The following is a 20,751-nucleotide window of genomic DNA, read 5'->3' on the forward strand; positions in this document are numbered from 1 at the left end:
AGCCTTTCGGCGCCGGGCTGGGTAAAGTCGGGCAGACCGCTTCACTCGGGATCGGCATGGCATCTTCAGCTTCGCCCCATCGCGCGGCTTTTTTCGGTCGCGATTGTGGTAGCGCTAACATTCTGCGCGGCACGGGTCAGGCCCCGTGCCGGCGTCCGTCCCCGGCGCTGATTGAGAGTGCGCGCCGGTGGCGGCGATGACAGCCTGCATGCGCGATCGCTGCGCTGCGTGGCTGGTCACTCGCGTGCGACACCTTTCCCTTCTCCCCTCGCCTCTCTGCAGGAGTTCCACCCCATGAGCAACACCGTCTACATCGGCGCCAAGGAATATTTCCCCGGTATCGGCAAGATCGGCTTCGAAGGCCGCGATTCGGACAACCCGCTGGCGTTCAAGGTCTACGACGCCAACAAGCAGGTCGGCGACAAGACCATGGCCGAGCATCTGCGCTTTGCCGTGGCCTACTGGCACAGCTTCTGCGGCAACGGCGCCGATCCGTTCGGCCCGGGCACGCGCGCGTACCCGTGGGATATCGGCAACACCGCGTTGAATCGCGCCGAAGCCAAGGCCGATGCCGCGTTCGAATTCTTCACCAAGCTCGGCGTGCCGTACTACTGCTTCCACGACATCGACCTGTCGCCCGATGCCGACGACATCGGTGAGTACCAGAGCAACCTCAAGCACATGGTCGGCATCGCCAAGCAGCGCCAGGCCGATACCGGCATCAAGCTGTTGTGGGGCACCGCCAACCTGTTCTCGCACCCGCGTTATATGAATGGTGCGTCGACCAACCCGGACTTCAACGTGGTGGCGCGTGCGGCGGTGCAGGTCAAGGCCGCGATCGATGCCACCGTCGAGCTGGGCGGCGAGAACTACGTGTTCTGGGGCGGCCGCGAAGGCTATGCCTGCCTGCACAACACCCAGATGAAGCGCGAGCAGGACAACATGGCGCGCTTCTTGACCCTGGCACGCGACTACGGCCGCGCGATCGGCTTCACCGGCAACTTCCTGATCGAGCCCAAGCCGATGGAGCCGATGAAGCACCAGTACGACTTCGACAGCGCCACGGTGATCGGCTTCCTGCGCCAGCACGGCCTGGACCAGGACTTCAAGCTCAACATCGAAGCCAACCACGCCACCTTGTCGGGCCACAGCTTCGAGCACGACCTGCAGGTGGCCTCCGACGCTGGCCTGCTCGGCAGCATCGATGCCAACCGCGGCAACCCGCAGAACGGCTGGGATACCGACCAGTTCCCGACCGACCTGTACGACACCGTCGGCGCGATGCTGGTGGTGCTGCGCCAGGGCGGGCTGGCACCGGGTGGGCTGAACTTCGATGCCAAGGTGCGCCGCGAGTCGTCCGACCCGCAGGATCTGTTCCTGGCGCATATCGGCGGCATGGACGCGTTCGCACGCGGGCTGGAAGTGGCCAATGCGCTGCTGACCTCCTCGCCGCTGGAACAGTGGCGCGCCGAGCGTTACGCCAGCTTCGACAGCGGCGCGGGTGCGGATTTCGCCAACGGCAGCAGCACGCTGGTGGATCTGGCCAAGTACGCCGCCGGCAACGAACCCAAGCAGCTCAGTGGCCGTCAGGAAGCCTACGAGAACCTGATCAACCAGTATCTGACGCGTTGATGTTGTGCCGATGGTCGCCTGCACGCGCAGGCGACCGCCGGCGGCCTGCGCGCAGAACCGCGTGCAGCGTCATGGCTGTTCCGTTGCATCCGGCGCCGCCGGTGCGGCCACCGAATCCCGCTTGACCAGCAGGTGCGCGACCACATGATCGACCATCTTCGCCGTGCGCTCCTTGGCGCGAATCGTCTTCAACAGGATGTCCAGCGCGGCGTCGGCCATGGCGGCGATGGGCTGCTGCACGGTGGTGAGTTCGGGCCATACCGCAGTGGCGGCGGAGGTGTCGTCGAAGCCGACCACCGACAGATCGCGCGGCACATCCAGCCCGCGCCGATGCGCGACCGAGATTGCGGCGGCGGCCATATCGTCGTTGCTGGCGAAGATGGCGCTGGGGCGGCGTTTGCGCGCCAGCAGTTTTTCCGCAGCGACCAGGCCGGATTTGTAGGTGTAGTCGCCCGGTTGCACCAGGTGCCGGTCCAGCCGCAGGCCCGCATCGGCCAGCGCCGCCTGGAACCCTTCGAAGCGACGCGTGCTGGCAGACAGGTTGGGATGCCCGGCGATGTAACCGATACGCGTGTGGCCCTGCGCGATCAGATGCTCAGTGATTTCCTTGGCGGCAGCGAATTCGTCGATGCGCACACAGGCCACATCCGGGCTGAAATGGTTGGAGGCGATCGCCACCACCGGCACCTTGGCGCGTACCAGTTCCAGCACCGCGGCCTTGGATTCGCACAGCGGCGGCGGCAGGATCACCCCGGCCACGCCCTTGGCGAGCTTGCGTGCGGCACGGCGTTCGGCGTCGGCATCCAGGTCATCCCAGCAATCGATCACCAGCTGGATCGGCGTGCGCGAGGCAACCCGCAACACGCCCAGCAGCAACTCACGCAGGTAGGCGCCGCTGGGATCGCTGTAGATCAACGCAATGCGCGTGCTCTGCGCGGCGGCCAGGGCACTGGCCGCCAGGTTGGGCGTGTAGCCCAGCTTGTCGACCGCGCGCAGCACGCGTGCACGGGTGGCATCGCGCACGCTGCCATTGTTGTTGACCACGCGCGAGACCGTCATCGGCGAGACCTTCGCCAGCGCCGCCACCTCGTCGATGGTGGTCGCGCGGCTGGTGCGGCGGACCGATTTCCTGACCTTCTCCAAGCGTGGCCTCTTCAAGTGGGTGGCGAACCTGCACGATGCACACAACCCGCTGCAGTAACGCAAGCGCCGACTGCGTGCATGACGATGCGACGCATGGTACCGGGAAGCAGGCAGAGCGGCGATACACCGCGGCGTGCGGTGATGCCGCTGGAGCACGCCGCATGAGCGCGCGTGCAATGCGGCGCTGCGGCGCGTATTGCGCTGCATTGGCGCAGCCGTGGTGGCTGGCGCTGACGTTGCTGTGTGGATTGGTACTGGCCAGTGCCGGCGCGCGGGCCGAGGATGGCTACGATTTATGGTTGCGCTACCACCCGCTGGCCAACGCGGCGCAGTTGCGTGGCAGCGCAAGCGAGTTGATCGTCGCCGGCGACTCGCCCACGCTGCAGGCTGCACGTGAGGAATTGCAGCGTGGAATGTCGGGCCTGCTTGGTGCTGCGCCGCAGTCGTCCGCCACGGTCACGCGCGATGGTGCGATCTTGCTGGGCGCGGCTGCCGCGCCGCAGATCGCGGCATTGCAGCTGCAGACCACCGACCTGGGCCGCGAGGGCTATCTGATCCGCAGTGTCAGCGTGGACGGGCATCGCACCATCGCCATCGTCGGCGGCAGCGATGTCGGCGCGCTGTATGGGGCATTCCACTTCCTGCGCCTGTTGCAGACCGGCCAGTCGCTGGCCGCGCTGGACCTGCGCGAGTCGCCGCGCTTGCAGCTGCGCATGCTCAACCACTGGGACAACCTGGACAGGGTGGTCGAGCGCGGCTACGCCGGCGCCTCGTTATGGAACTGGCAGACCCTGCCGGGTTACCTGGATCCGCGCTATACCGACTACGCGCGCGCCAACGCATCGCTGGGCATCAACGGCAGCGTGCTCAACAACGTCAACGCCAAGGCCTGGAGCCTCACCCCACAGTACCTGGACAAGGCGGCAGCACTGGCCAAGGTGTTTCGCCCTTACGGCATTCGCGTGTTTCTCAGCGCGCGCTTCAGCGCGCCGATCGAGATCGGCGGTTTGACGACCGCCGACCCGCTGGATCCGCAGGTACAGCAGTGGTGGCGCAACAAAGCCGACGAGATCTACGCGCGCATTCCGGACTTCGGCGGTTTTCTGGTCAAGGCCAACTCCGAAGGCCAGCCTGGCCCGCAGGATTACGGGCGCAGCCATGCCGATGGCGCCAATCTGCTGGCCGATGCGCTGGCGCCGCATGGCGGGGTGGTGATGTGGCGCGCGTTCGTCTATTCGCACGAGCAACCGGACGATCGCGCCAAGCAGGCGTACAGCGAATTCCTGCCGCTGGATGGCCAGTTCCGCGACAACGTGATCGTGCAGGTCAAGAACGGGGCGATCGACTTCCAGCCGCGTGAGCCGTTCCATCCGCTGTTCGGCGCGATGCGCAAGACGCCGTTGATGCCGGAGTTCCAGATCACCAAGGAATATCTGGGTTTTTCCACCCATCTGGCCTATCTGGGCACGCTGTTTGCCGAAACCCTGCAGGCCGACACCTATGCACGCGGCAAGGGCTCGACGGTTGCCAGAACCGTGGATGGCACGCTCTTCAACGATGCCAGACGCACGCGCCTGACCGGTATTGCCGGGGTGGCCAACATCGGTGCGGACCGTAACTGGAGCGGCTCGATCTTCGATCAGGCCAACTGGTATGCGTACGGGCGGCTGGCGTGGAACCCGCAGTTGTCGCCGCAGGCCATCGCGCAGGAGTGGGTGCGCATGACGTTCTCCAACGATGCTGAGGTAGTGACGCCGGTGGTCGACATGATGCTGCGCTCGCGCGAGGCAGTGGTGGACTACATGACCCCGCTCGGCCTGCATCACCTGATGGGGCGCGGCCATCACTACGGCCCGGCACCCTGGGATGCGGGCAGCGAGCGCCCGGACTGGGACCCGGTCTACTACCACCGCGCCGACCGTAACGGGATCGGCTTTGACCGTAGCGCCAGCGGCAGCAATGCGGTGGCGCAATACGCCAGGCCGGTGGCACGCGTGTTCGGCGATGTGCAGCGCGTGCCGGAGCGCGACTTGCTCTGGTTCCACCATGTGCCCTGGGATCACCGCATGGCATCGGGGCGGCCGCTGTGGGACGAGCTGGTGTGGCATTACGACCACGGCGTGGACGAGGTGCGTGCCATGCGAGCCACCTGGCAGGGGCTTGCCGGCAAGATCGATCCACCGCGTTACCAGCAGGTAGCGAACTTCCTGGCGATCCAGCAGGACGAAGCGCAGTGGTGGCGCGATGCCAGCATCGCCTACTTCCAGCGCGTGTCCGGGCGGCCGTTGCCGGCCGGCACGGCGCCGCCGGCGCATCCGTTGGCGTATTACCAGGCACTGCAGTTTCCGTATGCACCGGGGAATCCGAAATGAGCGCGCGCCTCTCGACCGTCATCATGGCAACGCTCTGCGCAGCACTGCTGCCGCGCCTGGCGCAGGCGGCCGATGCGCCGCTGCTGCATGCGCTGTTTCAGGAGCATGTGGTGTTGCAGCGCGATGCGCCGATCCGGGTGTGGGGCGATGCACCCCCTGGCGCGCGCGTGAGCGTGCAACTGGATGCGCAGCAGGTGCAGGCACGCGCAGATCGGCAAGGCCACTGGGAAGCACGCCTGCCCGCACACGCCGCGGGTGGCCCGTACACCTTGAGCGCACACACCAGCGCGGGCGTGACGCAGCAGGTCAATGATGTGCTGATCGGCGATGTGTGGCTGTGCTCGGGCCAATCCAATATGGAATTGCAGGTGCATCGCACCCTGGATTCACGCAGCGAGATCGCCGATGCCGACAACCCGCGCATCCGCATGTTCAAGGTGCCCGCGCAGTCCAGCCCGACGCCGCAGCGCCGCTTCGGTGGCGCTGCGGCGTGGCAGCGCACCACGCCGGAGACGGTGAAGGAGTTTTCTGCGGCCTGCTATTACTTCGCGCGTGAATTGCAGAAGACCGTCGATGTGCCGATGGGCCTGATCAACGCCTCCTGGGGCGGCTCGCAACTGCAGGCCTGGATCGGCGAGAAGGCACTGCGCGCTGCCGGCGACGATGGCCCGGCGCTGGATGTGCTGGCGCGTTACGCACGCGACCCGGTGGATGCCGCGCCGCATTGGGGCGCGCTGTGGGAGGCCTGGTGGCATGCGCACGGCGAAGGCGAGCCCTGGCAGGCGGATGCGCCCGGCGCCTGGCAAACCGCACCGGCGGGATTGGGCGCGTGGGACGACTGGGGCGTGCCGCAGCTGGTCGGCTTCAACGGCATGGTCTGGTACCGCACCAGCGTGGAGCTGACGCCGGCGCAGGCCGCGCAGGACGCCAGCTTGTTGCTCGGGCCGGTGGACGAACTGGACCAGACCTGGGTCAACGGGCGCGGCGTGGGCAGCAGTTACGGTGCCGACCAGCCGCGTCGCTACAGCGTGCCGCGCGGGCGCCTGCATGCCGGGCGCAACAGCATCGTGCTCAATGTGCTCAATACCTATCGGCGTGGCGGCTTGTTGGGCGATGCGCAATCGCGTGCGCTGCAGTTTGCCGATGGCAGCACGCTACCGCTGGATGCGCCCTGGCAATACCGCATCGTGCCGCCGCAACTGGGCTCGCCACCGCGCGCGCCGTGGTCGTCGGCGGCCGGGCTGACCACCTTGTACAACGGCATGATCGCCCCGCTCGGCCAGCTCGGCCTGCGTGGCGTGCTGTGGTACCAGGGCGAATCCAATGCAGGTGATGCGGTGCATTACCCGGCCTTGCTCGCTGCATGGCAACGCGATTGGCGGCAGCGCTTCGGTGCGCAGTTGCCGCTGCTGATCGTGCAACTGGCCAACTTTGGCGCGCCGCCCACCCAGCCGGTCGACAGCGGCTGGGCGCAGCTGCGCGAGGCGCAACGCCGCTTTGTTGACAACGATGCGCACGCAGGTCTGGCGGTGACGATCGACATCGGCGACCGCTACGACATCCATCCGGCCAACAAGCAGGAACTGGGCCGGCGCCTGGCGCGTGTGGCGCGGCAAGTGGTGTACGGCGAGGCGCTTGCGCCCTCCGGCCCGGTGCCGCGCAGCGCGCAACGCGAAGGCGAGAGCGTGCGCATCGCCTTCGACGATGTGGACACCGCCTTGCTCAGCTATGGCGCCGATGCGCCGATCGGCTTCGAGCTGTGCGGCGCTGCGTCCAACAGCTGCCGCTATGCCGTCGCGAGCTTGCACGACCACGCCATCAGCCTGCGCATTCCCACCGGCCTGGCCGTCACGCGCGTGCGCTACTGCTGGGCCGACAGCCCGGTATGCACCTTGTACGACCGCAGCGGCCTGCCGGCCGGCCCGTTCGAACTCCCCCTCACTGCCGCCACTTCTCCCTGAGCGAGACCACGATGTCACAGACTCCCGACTCCCCTGCTCCGCTGCAAGGCTCGGCCCGCGATCGCGAGATCGTCGAGGCGCGCGTCATCGTCACCTGCCCGGGCCGCAACTTCGTCACCCTGAAGATCCGCACCCGCTCGGGCATCACCGGGCTGGGCGATGCCACGCTCAATGGCCGCGAACTGGCGGTGGCGGCGTACCTGCAGGAACACCTGGTGCCGAACCTGATCGGCCGCGATGCCGGCCGCATCGAAGACATCTGGCAGTTCTTCTACCGCGGTGCGTACTGGCGGCGCGGCCCGGTAACGATGAGCGCGATCGCCGCGGTGGACGTGGCCTTGTGGGACATCCTGGGCAAGATGGCTGGCCTGCCGCTATACCAGTTGCTGGGCGGGCGCTCACGCGAGGGCGCGCTGGTCTACGGCCATGCCAATGGCCGCGATATCGCCGAAACCAGCGATGAGGTAGGCCGCTTCCGCGAGCTGGGCTTCATCGCCATCCGCGCGCAGTGCGGCGTGCCCGGCATCAAGAAGACCTACGGCATTTCCAGCGGCGGCAAACCGTATGAGCCGGCCGAGAGCGAATTGCCGACCGAAACGGTGTGGTCCACGCCGCGCTATCTTGGCGTGGTGCCCAAGCTGTTCGAGCAATTGCGCAACGATCATGGCGACGAGATCGAACTGCTGCATGATGCCCACCACCGGCTCACCCCGATCGAGGCCGCGCGGCTGGGCCGCGACCTGGAACCGTACCGGCTGTTCTGGCTGGAAGACGCCACCCCTGCAGAAAACCAGCGCGCGTTCGAGGTGATCCGCCAGCACACGGTCACCCCCTTGGCGGTGGGCGAGGTGTTCAATTCGCTGTGGGATTGCAAGCACCTGATCGAGCAGCAACTGATCGACTACATCCGCACCACGATTGTCCACGCCGGCGGCATCACCCATGTGCGCCGGCTGGCCGATTTCGCCGCGCTGCATCAGGTGCGCACCGGCTTCCACGGCGCCACCGACCTGTCGCCGGTGTGCATGGGCGCGGCATTGCACTTCGATACCTGGGTGCCCAACTTCGGCATCCAGGAATACATGTTCCATTCCGACGAGGCCAACGCGGTGTTTCCGCACGATTACGTGTTCCGCGAGGGCCGCCTGCATTGCGGCGAAACGCCCGGGCATGGCGTGGACATCGACGAAGCCCTGGCCGCGAAGTATCCCTACGTGCCCAAGCAGTTGCCGATCGCGCGGCTGGAAGACGGTGCGATGTGGGACTGGTGATGCGCTGGCTGCCGGCCGCGCTTGCGGCACTGCTGCTTGCGGTGGCCGCGCCTGCGCGCGTGCAGGCGCAAGCACACGCCGATGTCGCCTTCGACTGGTTCGAGTATCGCGGCGATGATGCGGTGTTTGCCACGCCGTTGCCGCCCGGCCACTACCGCAACCCGGTGCTGGCCGGGTTCTACCCAGACCCCAGCGTGACGCGCGTGGGCGATCGCTATTACCTGGTCAATTCCACGTTCGCGTATTTCCCGGCGATCCCGGTGTTCGAAAGTACCGACCTGGTGCACTGGACGCAGATCGGCAATGTGGTCGAACGCCGCGAACAGCTCGACTACGACGGGCTGGGCGTGTCGCGTGGCATGTTCGCTGCCAGCATCCGTCATCATGCCGGGCGTTTCTATGTGGTGGGTACCTCGGTCGACAGCGGCGGCAACTTCATCGCCAGCGCCCGCAATCCCGCCGGCCCATGGTCGGCACTGACGTGGTTGCCGGGCATCGACGGCATCGACCCGTCGTTGTTCTTCGATACCGACGGCAGCGCCTACCTGCTCAACAACGGCCCGCCGGAAGGCACGCCGTTGTACGAAGGCCATCGCGCGATCTGGATGCAGCGCTTCGACCTCGCCAACAATCAACCGGTCGGCCCGCGCAAGGTGTTGCTCAACGGTGGGGTGGATCTGGCCAGCAAGCCGATCTGGATCGAAGGCCCGCATCTGTATCAACACGACGGTTGGTATTACCTCTCGTGTGCCGAAGGCGGCACCGGGCCGCAGCATTCGCAGGTGGTGCTGCGCAGCCGCAACGTGTGGGGGCCGTATGTCGCATCACCGCACAATCCGATCCTGACCCAACGCGACCTGCCGGCCGAACGCACGCACCCGGTCAGCAATGCCGGGCATGTGGATCTGGTGGACACACCGGACGGGCAATGGTGGGCGGTGTTCCTGGCCAGCCGCCCGTATGCGGGCGAACGCTACAACACCGGGCGCGAAACCTTCCTGCTGCCGGTGCACTGGCGCGATGGCTGGCCGTCGATCCTGCCGGCCGGCGAGCCGATTCCGTCTGTCGCACAGAGCCCGCGCAGCGCCAAGACCCCGGTAGATCAAGCCCCGTTGTCGGGCAACTTCACCTGGCGCGACGACTTTGCCGGCACCTCGCTGCAGCGCGAATGGCTATCTCTGCGTGTGCCCAAACATGAGGTGGCCGATCTAAGCGCACGCACCGGTTGGCTGACCCTCCATGCCAGTGCGCAAGGCTTGGACAGCACCGCCACACCCGCCTTCCTCGCGCGGCGCCAGCAACACACGCGCTTTACCGCGAGCACCGCGTTGGCGGTGCCCTCGCAGGCCGGCGTCAGTGCTGGACTCGCCGCCTTCCAGAATTCCAACGCGTGGTATGCGTTGGGCGTGCGACGCAACGGCGATGCGCTGGACGTCTTTCTCGACAAGCGCGACGGCGCAAGAACCACCACGCTCGCACGCACCCGCGTCCCCGCAACGGCGCAGCTGCGCCTGCAGATCAGCGGCGATGGCGGTGCGTACAGCTTTGCCTTCGATGCCGATGGGCGCGGCTGGCAATCGCTACACCGCAACGATGCTGCGGGCATGCTCAGCACCGCACAGGCCGGCGGCTTCGTCGGCAGCATGATCGGGCCGTTTGCCCAGCTGGAACCGCACCGCACCCAGGAGGACTGACCATGCATTCGCACCCCGCCCACCGCGCCACCGCCCCGCGTTGCCCACCTGCGCGCGGCTTACTGCTGGCGATGGCGCTGGCCGCCACCGGCACGCAGGCCGCAACGCCGCCGCCGTATCTGGACACCCAACGCCCCTTCGACGCGCGTGCGGCCGACCTGGTGTCGCGCATGACGCTGGAAGAAAAGGCCGCGCAGATGCAGAACGCCGCCCCGGCGATCCCGCGCCTGCAGGTGCCCGAATACGATTGGTGGAACGAAGCGCTGCACGGCGTGGCGCGTGCAGGCGGCGCCACCGTATTTCCGCAGGCGATCGGCCTGGCTGCTACGTTCGATACCCCGTTGATGGCCGAGGTGGCCACCGCCATCAGCGACGAAGCGCGCGCCAAGCACCACGCCTTCCTGGCGCGCGGCGAGCACAAGCGCTACCAGGGGCTCACTTTCTGGTCGCCCAACATCAACATCTTCCGCGACCCGCGCTGGGGCCGCGGGCAGGAAACCTATGGCGAAGACCCGTTTCTGACCGCGCGCATGGGCGTGACCTTCGTGCAGGGCCTGCAGGCGCAGCAAGGGCCGTACCGCAAGCTCGATGCCACCGCCAAGCACTTCGCCGTGCACAGCGGCCCGGAGGCCGACCGTCATCACTTCGACGTGCATCCCAGCGAGCGCGATCTCCATGAAACCTATCTGCCCGCCTTTCAGGCCCTGGTGCAGGAAGGCAAAGTCGCCGCAGTGATGGGCGCCTACAACCGCGTCAATGGCGAATCCGCCTCGGCCAGCACGCGGCTGGAAGGCATCCTGCGCCGCGACTGGGGCTTCGATGGTTACATCGTCAGCGACTGCGCCGCCATCCGCGATATCTGGCAGAACCACAAGATCGTGCCCACGCCCGAAGCGGCCGCCGCGCTTGGCGTCAAGCACGGCACCGACCTGGATTGCGGCGACACCTATGCCGCGTTGCCGGCGGCGGTGCGTGCCGGCTTGATCGACGAGGCCAGCATCGATACCGCGCTCAAGCGGCTGATGACCTCGCGCATGCGGCTGGGCATGTTCGACCCGCCGGCCAAGGTGCCGTGGGCGCAGATTCCCGCATCAGCCAATCAATCGCCAGAGCACGATGCACTGGCCCGCCGCACCGCGCGCGAATCGCTGGTGCTGCTGAAGAACGACGGCCTGCTGCCGCTCAAACCCACGCTCAAGCGCATTGCCGTGATCGGCCCCACCGCCGACGACCCGATGTCGCTGCTGGGCAATTACTACGGCACGCCGGCCGCGCCGGTCACCATCCTGCAAGGCATCCGCGACGCCGCACCGCAGGCACAGGTGGTCTACGCGCGCGGCAGCGATCTGGTGGAAGGGCGCGAAGACCCCAACGCCGCTGCACCGATCGACACCCGCTATCTGCGCCCGGCGCCGGATGCCAAGCAGAACGGCCTCACCGGCGAATACTTCAAGGGCCGCGCCCTGGCCGGCCAGCCGGTGCTGACCCGCATCGATCCGCGTATCGCCTTCCGCTGGGACCGCAATGCGCCCACCGACGATGCCGTGGGCCGCGGTGAACTGCAGGCCGACCGTGCGCTGGCCAAGGACGACTTCAGCGTGCGCTGGCATGGCCAGCTGCTGCCGCCGGTGTCGGGCACCTACGAGCTGCAAATTGCCGCCGACGATGGCGTGCGCCTGTTGCTGGACGGCAAGCTGCTCATCGATCAATGGAGCGAGGCCCCGCGCATGCGCGGCGGCAATGCCAGCGTCGCGCTGGAAGGCGGCAAGGCCTACGACCTGCGCGTGGAATACTTCGAGGCCACACGCGATGCCGGCGTGCGTCTGGCCTGGCGCATGCCCGGCGCCAAGCCGCCGCTGCAGGAAGCGGTGGACGCCGCACGCAACGCTGAGGTGGTGGTGTTCGTCGGCGGGCTCACCGGCGATGTCGAAGGCGAGGAGATGGACGTCAACTATCCCGGTTTTGCCGGCGGCGACCGCACCGACACCCGCCTGCCCAAACCGCAACGCGAGTTGCTGCAGGCACTGCAGGCCACCGGCACGCCAGTGGTTGCGGTGCTGACCACCGGCTCGGCGCTGGCGATCGACTGGGCGCAGCACCACGTGCCCGCCATCCTGCTGGCCTGGTACCCCGGCCAACGTGGCGGCAGCGCGGTCGGCGATGTGCTGTTCGGCCAGGCCAGCCCCGGCGGCCGCCTGCCGATCACCTTCTACAAGGAAGACGAGCGCCTGCCCGCCTTCGACGATTACGCCATGCGCGGCCGCACCTATCGCTACTTCGCCGGCAAGCCGCTGTATCCGTTCGGCCACGGCCTGTCCTACACGCAGTTTGCGTATTCGGATCTACGCCTTGATCGCACCACGGTGGCCGCCGATGGCACGCTCACGGCCACGGTCACGCTGAAGAACACCGGCCAACGCGCAGGCGATGAAGTGGTGCAGCTCTATCTGCATCCGCTCAAGCCGCAACGCGAACGTGCCATCAAGGAACTGCGCGGCTTCCAGCGCATCACCCTGCAACCCGGCGAACAACGGCAGCTGCGCTTCACCCTCAAGGCGCAGGACGCCTTGCGCATCTACGACGAGCAGCGCAAGGCCTACGCAGTGGATCCAGGCGACTACGAAGTACAGGTCGGCGCTTCCAGCGCTGATATCCGCAGCACACAACGCTTTACCATCACCGACAAGTAGCAGCCGTTGACACCCTCGCCATGCGGACGTGGGCGAAGAACCCACTCAGCCGCGATTGCCCCAGGCCCCTCTCCCGCCGGGCGAAGAGGCACCGCTTGCGCGCCACTGGCGCGCGTGCCTTGGAGCGCCCACGTCGCAAGACGTGGGCCGGGGCGCGGAGCGGGGGTTGGGATGAGGGTACGGCCACAGGCGAACTTGCAGCACCCCCACGATTCCAAACAAAAACCCATGCCAATTCCAACGCTCTCCATCGCAACACTCGCGCACCTACCAGCCACCGTCCTCACTCCCAGCTACGACCCCAAACAGACCACCATCGGCATCGTCCATCTAGGCGCAGGCGCCTTCCACCGCGCCCACCAGGCCGTCTACATCGACGACCTGCTCGCACATGACCCCACCTGGGCCATCTGCGCCGTCTCCCTGCACAACCCGAGCGTGCGCGACGCCCTGCGTCCGCAAGACGGCCTGTACACCCTCGCGCTGCTCGACGAACACCCGCAGCTACGCATCATCGGCGCCATCCGCGAGGTGCTGTGCGCCGCCGACGAACAAAGCGTCGTGCTCGCGCGCCTAGCCGATCCCGCCGTGCGCCTGGTCACCCTCACCGTCACCGAAAAAGGCTATTGCCTGGCCGGCGACACGCTCGACCTCGCCCATCCCGACATCGCGCACGACATCGCCAACCCCGGCACACCGCGCAGCGCCATCGGCTATCTGGTCGCCGGCCTGCGACAACGCAGGCAGCAGGGCAGCGCACCGTTCACCGTGCTCAGCTGCGACAACCTGCCCGACAACGGCAGCCTGCTACGCCGCGCAGTCTTGCTGCTCGCACAGCAAACCGATCCCGCGCTTGCGGCATGGATCGACCGACACGTCACCTTCCCGCGCTCAATGGTCGACAGCATCACCCCCGCCACCGACGACGCACTGCGCGCCAACGTACAAGCGCAAACCGGTCTGCACGACGCCTGGCCGATCCAGCGCGAGCGCTACAGCCAGTGGGTGATCGAAGACCGCTTCTGCAACGGCCGCCCCGCGTTTGAAAGCGCAGGGGTGATTCTCAGCGACGATATCGCCGGCTATGCACGCGCCAAACTGCGCCTGCTCAACGGCCCGCACTCCGCACTCGCCTATCTCGGCAGCCTGCTCGATCTGGAAACCGTCGCCGACGCCATGCGCCACACGCAACTGGCCGCGTTTGTCGAAACCCTGATGCGCGAGGACATCGCCCCCACCCTGCAACGCATGCCGGGCTTCGACCCACAGCAGTACATCGACGCCGTCCTCGCCCGCTTCCGCAACCCCGCCATCCGCCACCTGCTCGCCCAGATCGCCTGGGACGGCTCGCAGAAGATTCCGGTGCGTCTGCTCGGCGTCATCAGCGATGCATTGGACGCCGGGCGCCGGGTCGACCGGCTCTGCATTCCGGTAGCGGCCTGGCTGCAGTTCGTGCGCAGGCAGGCGGCCAACGGCATTACCCTAGTCGATCCACTGAGCGAGGTCCTCAGCGACATCGCCCATTCGACCACCGACGATGCCAGCCATGACATCGCGGCGTTCCTCACCGTGGATGCAGTGTTCGCTGCGCTCTCTGGCGATGCGCGTTTTGTGGAGGCCTTAGAGCGTTCATATGCAGCGCTGCATCCCGGAGGTCCGGCAAATGTGCAAAACGCCCTATTGACACAGGGCTGAATTTCTTCATTTCAGCAGTCAATCAGGCTCAGGCAATAGAATTTTTCTTATTCCCAAAATGGTTATACACATGGCGTTGCTGCTTCAGTTCGATAAAGCGAGCTGATCCATAAGCCAGACAAAATTCGGTGTAACTGCATCACCAGTCGCCTTTGCTGTGGTAGAAATTGCCAAATCGGGGAAAGGAGCAACGGGGATGGATTTCATTGATCAACTGCGCGTGCTTGCAACGCGCATCAGTACGACGCGCGCATTGATTCAAACAGAAGAAGCCACCAAGAATGCGATGGTGATGCCGTTGATCCAGATCCTTGGATACAACCTCTTCGACCCGCTCGAAGTCACACCAGAAATTGTGGCAGATGTAGGAACCAAGAAAGGCGAGAAGGTCGACTACGCAATACTTCGCGACGGCAAACCGATCATCCTTTTCGAGTGCAAGAAGGCAGGCGCTGAACTTAACATCAACCATGCCGGTCAACTCTTTCGCTACTTCCACGTTACTGCTGCGCGCTTTGGGGTTCTTACAAACGGCTTGGTCTACCGGTTCTTCACCGATCTTGAGCAACCGAACAAGATGGATGAGAAGCCGTTCTTCGAATTCAACATCCTGGACTTCAAGGACCGCGACGTCGAGGAATTAAAGAAATTCGCTAAGGCTGCGTTCGATCTGGATACGATCCTGACGACTGCCAACGAGTTGAAGTACACGCGCGCCATCCAAACTAAACTGACGGAGTGGATGCACCAACCGACCGAAGAGTTCGTCAAACTGGTTTCAGCCGACCTTGTCGGAACTCGGCGCTTTACACCGGCGATCCGCGATCAGTTCACATCGATCACGCGGCGCGCATTCGATCAGCTGGTTAGCGAGCGGATCAATGAACGGCTTAAAGGCGCCATGGCACCTGAAGCAATCTCAATCAGCGATCACCCTGCGCCTGTCATGACGGAGCAACCTGCCGCGACGACGCAGCCATTGCTAGCCGACCCTCTGATTGTCACCACTGCGGAGGAAATTGAAGGGTTCCATATTGTTCGGGCCATCGTGCGCGAGGTGATTCCTGGCAAGCGCGTCTTCATGCGGGATGCCCAGAGCTACTGCGCCGTGCTGCTCGACGACAACAACAGAAAACCGATCTGCAGGCTTCGCTTCAACAATCTTCAAAGACTTCGACTTGGCATCTTCAATCAGGATAAAGAAGAAGAGCAACTCGACCTCGGCTCGATCGACGACATCTACAACTTTGCGGACAGGATCAAGGCCACCGTCACATCCTACCTGCCTCAGGAAGCTTGATCATAGGTTAGTGGAGCCTGGTTGATGCATCCAATCAACCGGCTCCAGTCCTTCTTACCCGAGATAATCAGGTTCCCGTTGGACGGAAGGCTCAGCTTTCAATCACCTGCCCAATCCTGATCAGATTGCCGTTCTCATCGACAAGCGCAAATTCCCGCATCCCCCACGGCTTGTCGCTGACAGCATCAAGCCTGGGGATGCCGTGCGCCGGAAGCTGCGCGGTACGCATGGCGGCGTAGACCGCATCGACATCGCCAACCCGGATATAGCAGCCCGCATAGCAGGCAGCAGGATCCAGGTCAGGGTGCGCGAAGAAATGCAGCTCCACCTCGCCACGCGTCAGGATCGCGTAGCCCACATCGTGCGGATGCGCGTCGCCGACAAAGCCCAGCCGCCGATAGAAGGCGACCGTGTGTTCGATCGAGCGACCGGGGAGCAGTGGGATCGCACGGTCTGGCGTTTCGGCAGTGGAAGTCATCGCTTTCTCGTAGTGGGATAACGAAGCCGTCTTCGAGCACAACGATACGCCAGATACGAAAGATCGGTTAGGAGCCGTGCCGTGCTGTCTTGACTCGCTGTGTTGGCGAGTAGCAAGATCCCTGTGCTGCGGCACATTCCGCAGCCGGATTTGACAGTCCGAAACCACAAGGCGCACCAGCGCCCATTGCACGATGTCGGCGCTTTTTCTTTGCCCGATGTCATGCGTGGGGGCGTGCCCGCTCTATGGCGGGCGGTGTGCGGAGACCGAAAGGTCTGCCGGTACCTTGTGGCCGGTCTGTCAACCGCATACCGTCCGCCACCTCGATTGACAGCGATGCGGCGGACTTCCTATCGCACAAGGAGTTCGATATGACCCGTCCCAAAGCAACCGCCAGTGCACGCGCTGCATCGCCTTCCAGGCGATCTGTTGTGACACGCGCCAGATCCAAGCACCGCCCGGCTGCCGGCATGACCGGTGCTGAGCCAGCGGTGGATCCAGCGCTGGCGCCTACCCCGCCCTTGCGCAAGCCCGGCTTCCGCATTCCAGAGCGGGTCACCATGAGCTACCAGCACTACGACGTGCGGCGTGCCGAGGATGTCATCGGTTGTGCGGTGCCCAAGCTGCGGCTGTCCGGGCGCTGGCTGGAACACTGCGGTTTCGCAGTGGGTGATGCGTTGCGGGTAACGGCGGGACGCGGCGTGCTGTTGATCAGCCGCGTGGCGCCTGCGGTACCAGCGGTGAGATCGCGCCGCAGGTGACACGCCTGGGGCGAGCGCCCTTGCCCGGCGCTTTGCGGTTCCTTCTCTCGTGCACGGGAGAAGGGACGCATTCTGCTCTTGTCTGGATTGCGGAAGGGAGGCCGGCTGTTCCTGTTTGCGCCTGAGAGCAGAGGTGCCTGTTGCGGTGCGGAGCAGCAAAGCAAGGCTGCGTAGCGCATTGGCTGTCAGCGGCAGAGAGCTTCTCGCCTGCAATGGCATCTGCACCGCATCGCTCGACATGCCATGCTTGGCCTCACCTACGCCCCGCCCACGTTCGGACAGGTTCAAGCGCCACATGGCCATGCGCAAGAAACACGAGTTGCCGGAAAAGCCCTGCATGCAATGCGGGCGGCCGTTTCGTTGGCGCAAGAAGTGGGAGCGCGTGTGGGACGAAGTGAAGTACTGCTCCGACCGTTGCCGTGGCGAGAGCAAGCGGACGCGTCCAACTCCGTGACCTACGCGGTGTGTTGATCGCCGATCGACAACACGCGCAACCCCATCGCCAAACCAGCGCACACTGACGCATACGCGTAGTGTTGGTGCGCGACATGCTTAGACTCTATCCGTCAGGCTGACGTCCATGCCGCCGCTTGAGCTAGCCACATCCGCACTGATTGGCGAATGTCAGTGGCAGACACATGGCATCTGATGGGTCACTGTCCTTCCGTATCGATGGAGTTCTCTGCATGAAAATGGCTGTCTTCAGCACGCGCCCTTACGACAAGCGCTTTCTCGATGAAGCGAAACTACGCCCAGGCACGCAATGTGCAGCCGAGTTCGTTTATTTCGAGGCATCGCTCGATCTGCAGACGGCAGCGTTGGCGCAGGGCTGCGAGGTGGTCTGCGTGTTCGTTAACGACCAGCTCGATGCGCCCGTGCTGCAGGCACTGCACGCGGCCGGTGTGCGCGCGGTGCTGCTGCGCTGTGCCGGTTTCAACAATGTGGATCTCGCTGCAGCCACCGCACTTGGGCTGTTCGTGGCACGCGTGCCGGCCTACTCGCCCGAAGCAGTGGCCGAGCACACCCTGGCGCTGGTCATGACGCTCAACCGCCAGACGCACCGCGCCTATAACCGCGTGCGCGAGGGCAACTTCATGCTCAACGGCCTGCTCGGCCGCACCTTGCACGGCAAGACGGTGGGCCTGATCGGGCTGGGCAAGATCGGGCTGGCGACTGCGCGTATCTTTCAAGGGATGGGCTGCGACGTGCTGGGTTTCGACCCTTATTCCACGCCTGGGTTCGATGCGCTCGGGCAGCGCGTGGAGCTGGAGACGCTGCTCACCCGCTCGGACGTCGTCTCGCTGCACTGCCCGCTGACAACGGCGACGCAGCACCTGATCGATGACGCGGCGCTGGCGTCGATGAAGCCGGGTGCGATGCTGGTCAACACCTCGCGCGGTGGCTTGGTGGATACCGATGCGGTGATCCGCGCGCTCAAGTCCCGCCAGCTCGGCCATCTGGCCATCGATGTCTACGAACAGGAAAGCGCGTTGTTCTTTCAGGACCGCTCGGGCGAGATCATCGACGACGAAGCGTTTCAGCGCCTGATGACCTTCCCCAATGTGCTGGTGACCGGGCACCAGGGATTCTTCACTGCCGAGGCACTGCAGGAGATCTCCGACATCACCCTGCGCAACCTCGCCGATTTCGCTGCCGGTTCCCCATGCGCGAATCGTGTTCCGGCACCTTAGCGGCACCTTCTCGCTCACCACCCGCGCAGGTTCGACGCATCGACTCCTCTGTCGTGGTACTCGGGTTCAAGCCGGTACGGCAGTTGCCTGGCGACGCAGCGCACAGATCCGCGTGCAACCAACCACGACGGCCAGCCCCAGCTGACCGGTGTACCAGCTCACCTGCCGCAAGTATCCACCCAGGCAGCAGTTGACTGCATAGCCCAGTGGCCGCACCAACCTGTGGCCCCGGCGCGTGTATGCATCCCGGATCACCAGCGCCACGCCCTGCAGCAGAACCGGGCCCAGCCGGCTTGCCAACAAGTATGCAAACACGTCGATACCCACCATCTCCAGCAGTGGTATGGCCGCTGCAACCTCCGGATTGGATGCGATGCAGGCAATCGCCAGCGTGGTGATGGCAATGACCGACCTGCGGTTCAAGTTGATCAGCCACATGTCGATGGTCCTGAGCGCTCTCTGGATGTCACGCAGATCTGCGCCATTCAGACACCTTGGCTTGCCTGTCGGTCACGATACCCGGACGCCCTGGCTGCCGCCGGATGTATTGAAGATGCGCGTCAGCACCAGCACGAGCAGGACCACAAAGCTCAACTCCCACACATAGAATGCGGCGCCCACGTGATCGATCATGACTTGCTGGCCAGCCTCGTTCTTGTCGAACCGGGTTGCGCGAAAGGTATCCAACCCGATCAGGCAAGCCGCTATCAACAGGGCCACCGCCATCTTGTCCGCCTTGAGGAAATAACACAGCCATGCCAGCAGGAACAGCGGGTTACTCATCCAGGCCAGGCACTGGCCATCAAGCACCTGCATCCAGCCAAGCAGCAAGATGACTAATCCACCTAGTTGATCATTACCGCCATGCAGTGCAGGAAGGCACAGCGAAATGCCGTACAGCAGGGCAGATAGCAGAAGTGGAAACAGCTTCATGGGCGTCCTTGTCTGATGATGAAGCGAGTGCATGTCCCCGCGTTGGGGAGGCTCGTTCCATCTCGGCACAAGCCAACATGCATCACTATAGACACTGCGCGTGCCGCTTTCACGACCACGCTGCAAAGCCCGTCGACGCATCTCGTGAAGCGGCGGAGGCTTCGGCCCAATGCATCGCTATGGCATGCTTGAACCCCTGCCGCACAGCGTCCGACGTCCGCCTTGCCATGGCCGCCCACAAGAAGCAGAACTTGCCGGAAAAGCTCTGCGTTCAATGCAGGCGACCCTTCTGCTGGCGCAAGAAGTGGGAAAAGGTGTGGGACGAGGTGAAGTATTGTTCGGACCAATGCCGCCGAAACAGCAAGCGGCAGCGCCCGGAACAATAGTCTGCTCACGCGAAACCCATCTCTCCCGTGCCGTAGCGCCTGAGCCGAGCGGGTTCGGCCATTCTGACAGCCGGTTGCGGCTAACGTTTACCAGCTTTTTTCGCAGCACCCGATCCACTCGCCCGCTTGGCGGAGCTGCCGTTACCTGCCACTGCCATGTTGTCCACCAGATTGGGATAGGGGCGGCCTGCTGCCTTGGCGCGTTGTCTGGCCTGTGCCTTCTGCGCCGGGGAAAGCGCACCTGAGCGCGAGCGACTCTTGGGGTTGGGCCTTTTCCATGGCGCAGACGTCTTGCTTGTGCCTTTCTTCGCTGCACCGCGCGTGGAAGCGCTCTTCCCGGCTGCAGTTCGGCGCGCGACCGTTTTGTTTACCGCTTTCTTCGTCGATGCTGCTTTCTTTGCAGGAGATTTCCTGGACGCAGTCTTCTTGACTGCCTTCTTGACTGCCTTCTTGACTGCCTTCTTGACTGCCTTCTTGCCGGTCGCCTTGCGGGCACCGGCCGAGGGCGCCGACTTGCGCGTCGCTGCGTTACCGGCGCTCGTTTTCTTGGTCGCGGCCTGTGTTGCCGACGGTTTACTCGCTGGCGACGTTCCGGTTGCCTTCTTTGCGACCGCCTTCTTTCTCGCGGCCTTCTTCGGGGTGCGCTTGTCCGCGGCACCGGCATGGGCGGCGGCCGTCGTGGTCACGCTTGCTCGTTTTCCTGCCGGGGTCTTCGCGCTCGCCGCCTCTTCCAGACGCTGGTAC

General features: G+C 64.9%; 17 protein-coding genes and 1 pseudogene. 13 read left to right on the top strand and 5 right to left on the bottom strand.

The features are described from left to right. Positions 1–294 precede the first annotated feature (294 nt). A complete protein-coding gene (gene xylA, locus ABQY64_RS20150) occupies positions 295–1,632 on the top strand; it encodes a xylose isomerase (protein WP_046342382.1) in 1,338 nt (445 codons plus the stop codon). A 69-nt stretch (positions 1,633–1,701) separates the two neighbouring features. Here the strand turns inward: xylA and ABQY64_RS20155 are convergent, their stop codons facing one another. Continuing rightward, a complete protein-coding gene (locus ABQY64_RS20155; RefSeq protein ID WP_326520217.1) occupies positions 1,702–2,727 on the bottom strand; it encodes a LacI family DNA-binding transcriptional regulator in 1,026 nt (341 codons plus the stop codon). Here ABQY64_RS20155 and ABQY64_RS20160 point away from each other — a divergent pair. The 8 genes from ABQY64_RS20160 to ABQY64_RS20195 all read left to right on the top strand — a co-directional run bounded on the left by ABQY64_RS20160 (position 2,669) and on the right by ABQY64_RS20195 (position 15,758). Next, a complete protein-coding gene (locus tag ABQY64_RS20160; protein ID WP_016903660.1) occupies positions 2,669–2,833 on the top strand; it encodes a hypothetical protein in 165 nt (54 codons plus the stop codon). The genes ABQY64_RS20155 and ABQY64_RS20160 overlap by 59 nt on opposite strands. A gap of 118 nt (positions 2,834–2,951) precedes the next feature. Next, positions 2,952–5,147, top strand: coding sequence for an alpha-glucuronidase family glycosyl hydrolase (locus ABQY64_RS20165; protein ID WP_349780316.1), 2,196 nt, complete (start codon positions 2,952–2,954; stop codon positions 5,145–5,147). Continuing rightward, a complete protein-coding gene (locus ABQY64_RS20170) occupies positions 5,144–7,108 on the top strand; it encodes a sialate O-acetylesterase (protein ID WP_349780255.1) in 1,965 nt (654 codons plus the stop codon). The genes ABQY64_RS20165 and ABQY64_RS20170 overlap by 4 nt, the downstream gene beginning before the upstream one ends. Before the next feature lie 11 nt (positions 7,109–7,119). After that, positions 7,120–8,379 (top strand): D-mannonate dehydratase ManD, encoded by a 1,260-nt coding sequence (gene manD, locus ABQY64_RS20175; protein WP_039513089.1) that lies wholly within the window; start codon positions 7,120–7,122, stop codon positions 8,377–8,379. Next, the gene (locus ABQY64_RS20180) at positions 8,379–10,073 is read left to right on the top strand and encodes a glycoside hydrolase family 43 protein (RefSeq protein ID WP_167707971.1); all 1,695 of its coding nucleotides are present in this window, start codon (positions 8,379–8,381) and stop codon (positions 10,071–10,073) included. Before manD ends, ABQY64_RS20180 begins: the two co-directional genes overlap by 1 nt. Before the next feature lie 2 nt (positions 10,074–10,075). Beyond that, entirely contained in the window at positions 10,076–12,763 is a 2,688-nt protein-coding gene (locus ABQY64_RS20185) for a glycoside hydrolase family 3 C-terminal domain-containing protein (RefSeq protein ID WP_374151323.1), read from the top strand. A 228-nt stretch (positions 12,764–12,991) separates the two neighbouring features. Beyond that, on the top strand, positions 12,992–14,458 hold the full coding sequence (locus ABQY64_RS20190) for a mannitol dehydrogenase family protein (RefSeq protein ID WP_349780314.1): 1,467 nt from the start codon (positions 12,992–12,994) through the stop codon (positions 14,456–14,458). Between the two features lie 196 nt (positions 14,459–14,654). Next, positions 14,655–15,758, top strand: a complete 1,104-nt coding sequence (locus ABQY64_RS20195; protein WP_349780254.1) for a type I restriction endonuclease — start codon at positions 14,655–14,657, stop codon at positions 15,756–15,758. A gap of 91 nt (positions 15,759–15,849) precedes the next feature. On the opposite strand, the gene ABQY64_RS20200 is transcribed toward ABQY64_RS20195, so the two are convergent. Beyond that, positions 15,850–16,236, bottom strand: a complete 387-nt coding sequence (locus ABQY64_RS20200) for a VOC family protein (RefSeq protein ID WP_349780313.1) — start codon at positions 16,234–16,236, stop codon at positions 15,850–15,852. A gap of 431 nt (positions 16,237–16,667) precedes the next feature. On the opposite strand from ABQY64_RS20200, the gene ABQY64_RS20205 reads away from it, so the two are divergent. The 3 genes from ABQY64_RS20205 (at position 16,668) to ABQY64_RS20215 (ending at position 18,688) form a co-directional block, all read left to right on the top strand. Next, positions 16,668–16,997, top strand: a complete 330-nt coding sequence (locus ABQY64_RS20205; protein ID WP_258080441.1) for a type I toxin-antitoxin system SymE family toxin — start codon at positions 16,668–16,670, stop codon at positions 16,995–16,997. Between the two features lie 295 nt (positions 16,998–17,292). Further along, positions 17,293–17,451, top strand: a complete 159-nt coding sequence (locus ABQY64_RS20210; protein WP_172454289.1) for a DUF2256 domain-containing protein — start codon at positions 17,293–17,295, stop codon at positions 17,449–17,451. Positions 17,452–17,683: 232 nt separating this feature from the next. Next, on the top strand, positions 17,684–18,688 hold the full coding sequence (locus tag ABQY64_RS20215; protein WP_349780253.1) for a 2-hydroxyacid dehydrogenase: 1,005 nt from the start codon (positions 17,684–17,686) through the stop codon (positions 18,686–18,688). A 66-nt stretch (positions 18,689–18,754) separates the two neighbouring features. Here the strand turns inward: ABQY64_RS20215 and ABQY64_RS20220 are convergent, their stop codons facing one another. Both ABQY64_RS20220 and ABQY64_RS20225 read right to left on the bottom strand, forming a co-directional pair. After that, complete coding sequence (locus ABQY64_RS20220; RefSeq protein ID WP_349780252.1) at positions 18,755–19,126, bottom strand: hypothetical protein; 372 nt, start codon at positions 19,124–19,126, stop codon at positions 18,755–18,757. A 72-nt stretch (positions 19,127–19,198) separates the two neighbouring features. Then, entirely contained in the window at positions 19,199–19,621 is a 423-nt protein-coding gene (locus ABQY64_RS20225) for a hypothetical protein (protein ID WP_374151324.1), read from the bottom strand. 227 nt (positions 19,622–19,848) lie between these two features. Here ABQY64_RS20225 and ABQY64_RS20230 point away from each other — a divergent pair, with 227 nt between their 5' ends. Next, complete coding sequence (locus ABQY64_RS20230) at positions 19,849–20,007, top strand: DUF2256 domain-containing protein (RefSeq protein WP_046346114.1); 159 nt, start codon at positions 19,849–19,851, stop codon at positions 20,005–20,007. A gap of 80 nt (positions 20,008–20,087) precedes the next feature. On the opposite strand, the pseudogene ABQY64_RS20235 reads toward ABQY64_RS20230, so the two are convergent. Further along, positions 20,088–20,306, bottom strand: a pseudogene (locus ABQY64_RS20235) (DNA-binding protein); the annotation flags it as partial. Positions 20,307–20,751: the final 445 nt, after the last annotated feature.

The sequence above is a fragment of the Xanthomonas sp. WHRI 7065 genome (assembly GCF_040203115.2).
In the GTDB taxonomy this organism is placed as follows: domain Bacteria; phylum Pseudomonadota; class Gammaproteobacteria; order Xanthomonadales; family Xanthomonadaceae; genus Xanthomonas; species Xanthomonas arboricola.

Bases quoted from the DNA above. Each gene is read 5' to 3' on its own strand.
- xylA (WP_046342382.1), top strand. From the start codon at position 295: ATGAGCAACACCGTCTACATCGGCGCCAAGGAATATTTCCCCGGTATC.
- ABQY64_RS20165 (WP_349780316.1), top strand. From the start codon at position 2,952: ATGCGGCGCTGCGGCGCGTATTGCGCTGCATTGGCGCAGCCGTGGTGG.
- ABQY64_RS20170 (WP_349780255.1), top strand. From the start codon at position 5,144: ATGAGCGCGCGCCTCTCGACCGTCATCATGGCAACGCTCTGCGCAGCA.
- manD (WP_039513089.1), top strand. From the start codon at position 7,120: ATGTCACAGACTCCCGACTCCCCTGCTCCGCTGCAAGGCTCGGCCCGC.
- ABQY64_RS20180 (WP_167707971.1), top strand. From the start codon at position 8,379: ATGCGCTGGCTGCCGGCCGCGCTTGCGGCACTGCTGCTTGCGGTGGCC.
- ABQY64_RS20185 (WP_374151323.1), top strand. From the start codon at position 10,076: ATGCATTCGCACCCCGCCCACCGCGCCACCGCCCCGCGTTGCCCACCT.
- ABQY64_RS20190 (WP_349780314.1), top strand. From the start codon at position 12,992: ATGCCAATTCCAACGCTCTCCATCGCAACACTCGCGCACCTACCAGCC.
- ABQY64_RS20195 (WP_349780254.1), top strand. From the start codon at position 14,655: ATGGATTTCATTGATCAACTGCGCGTGCTTGCAACGCGCATCAGTACG.
- ABQY64_RS20200 (WP_349780313.1), bottom strand. From the start codon at position 16,236: ATGACTTCCACTGCCGAAACGCCAGACCGTGCGATCCCACTGCTCCCC.
- ABQY64_RS20210 (WP_172454289.1), top strand. From the start codon at position 17,293: ATGGCCATGCGCAAGAAACACGAGTTGCCGGAAAAGCCCTGCATGCAA.
- ABQY64_RS20215 (WP_349780253.1), top strand. From the start codon at position 17,684: ATGAAAATGGCTGTCTTCAGCACGCGCCCTTACGACAAGCGCTTTCTC.
- ABQY64_RS20220 (WP_349780252.1), bottom strand. From the start codon at position 19,126: ATGTGGCTGATCAACTTGAACCGCAGGTCGGTCATTGCCATCACCACG.
- ABQY64_RS20225 (WP_374151324.1), bottom strand. From the start codon at position 19,621: ATGAAGCTGTTTCCACTTCTGCTATCTGCCCTGCTGTACGGCATTTCG.
- ABQY64_RS20230 (WP_046346114.1), top strand. From the start codon at position 19,849: ATGGCCGCCCACAAGAAGCAGAACTTGCCGGAAAAGCTCTGCGTTCAA.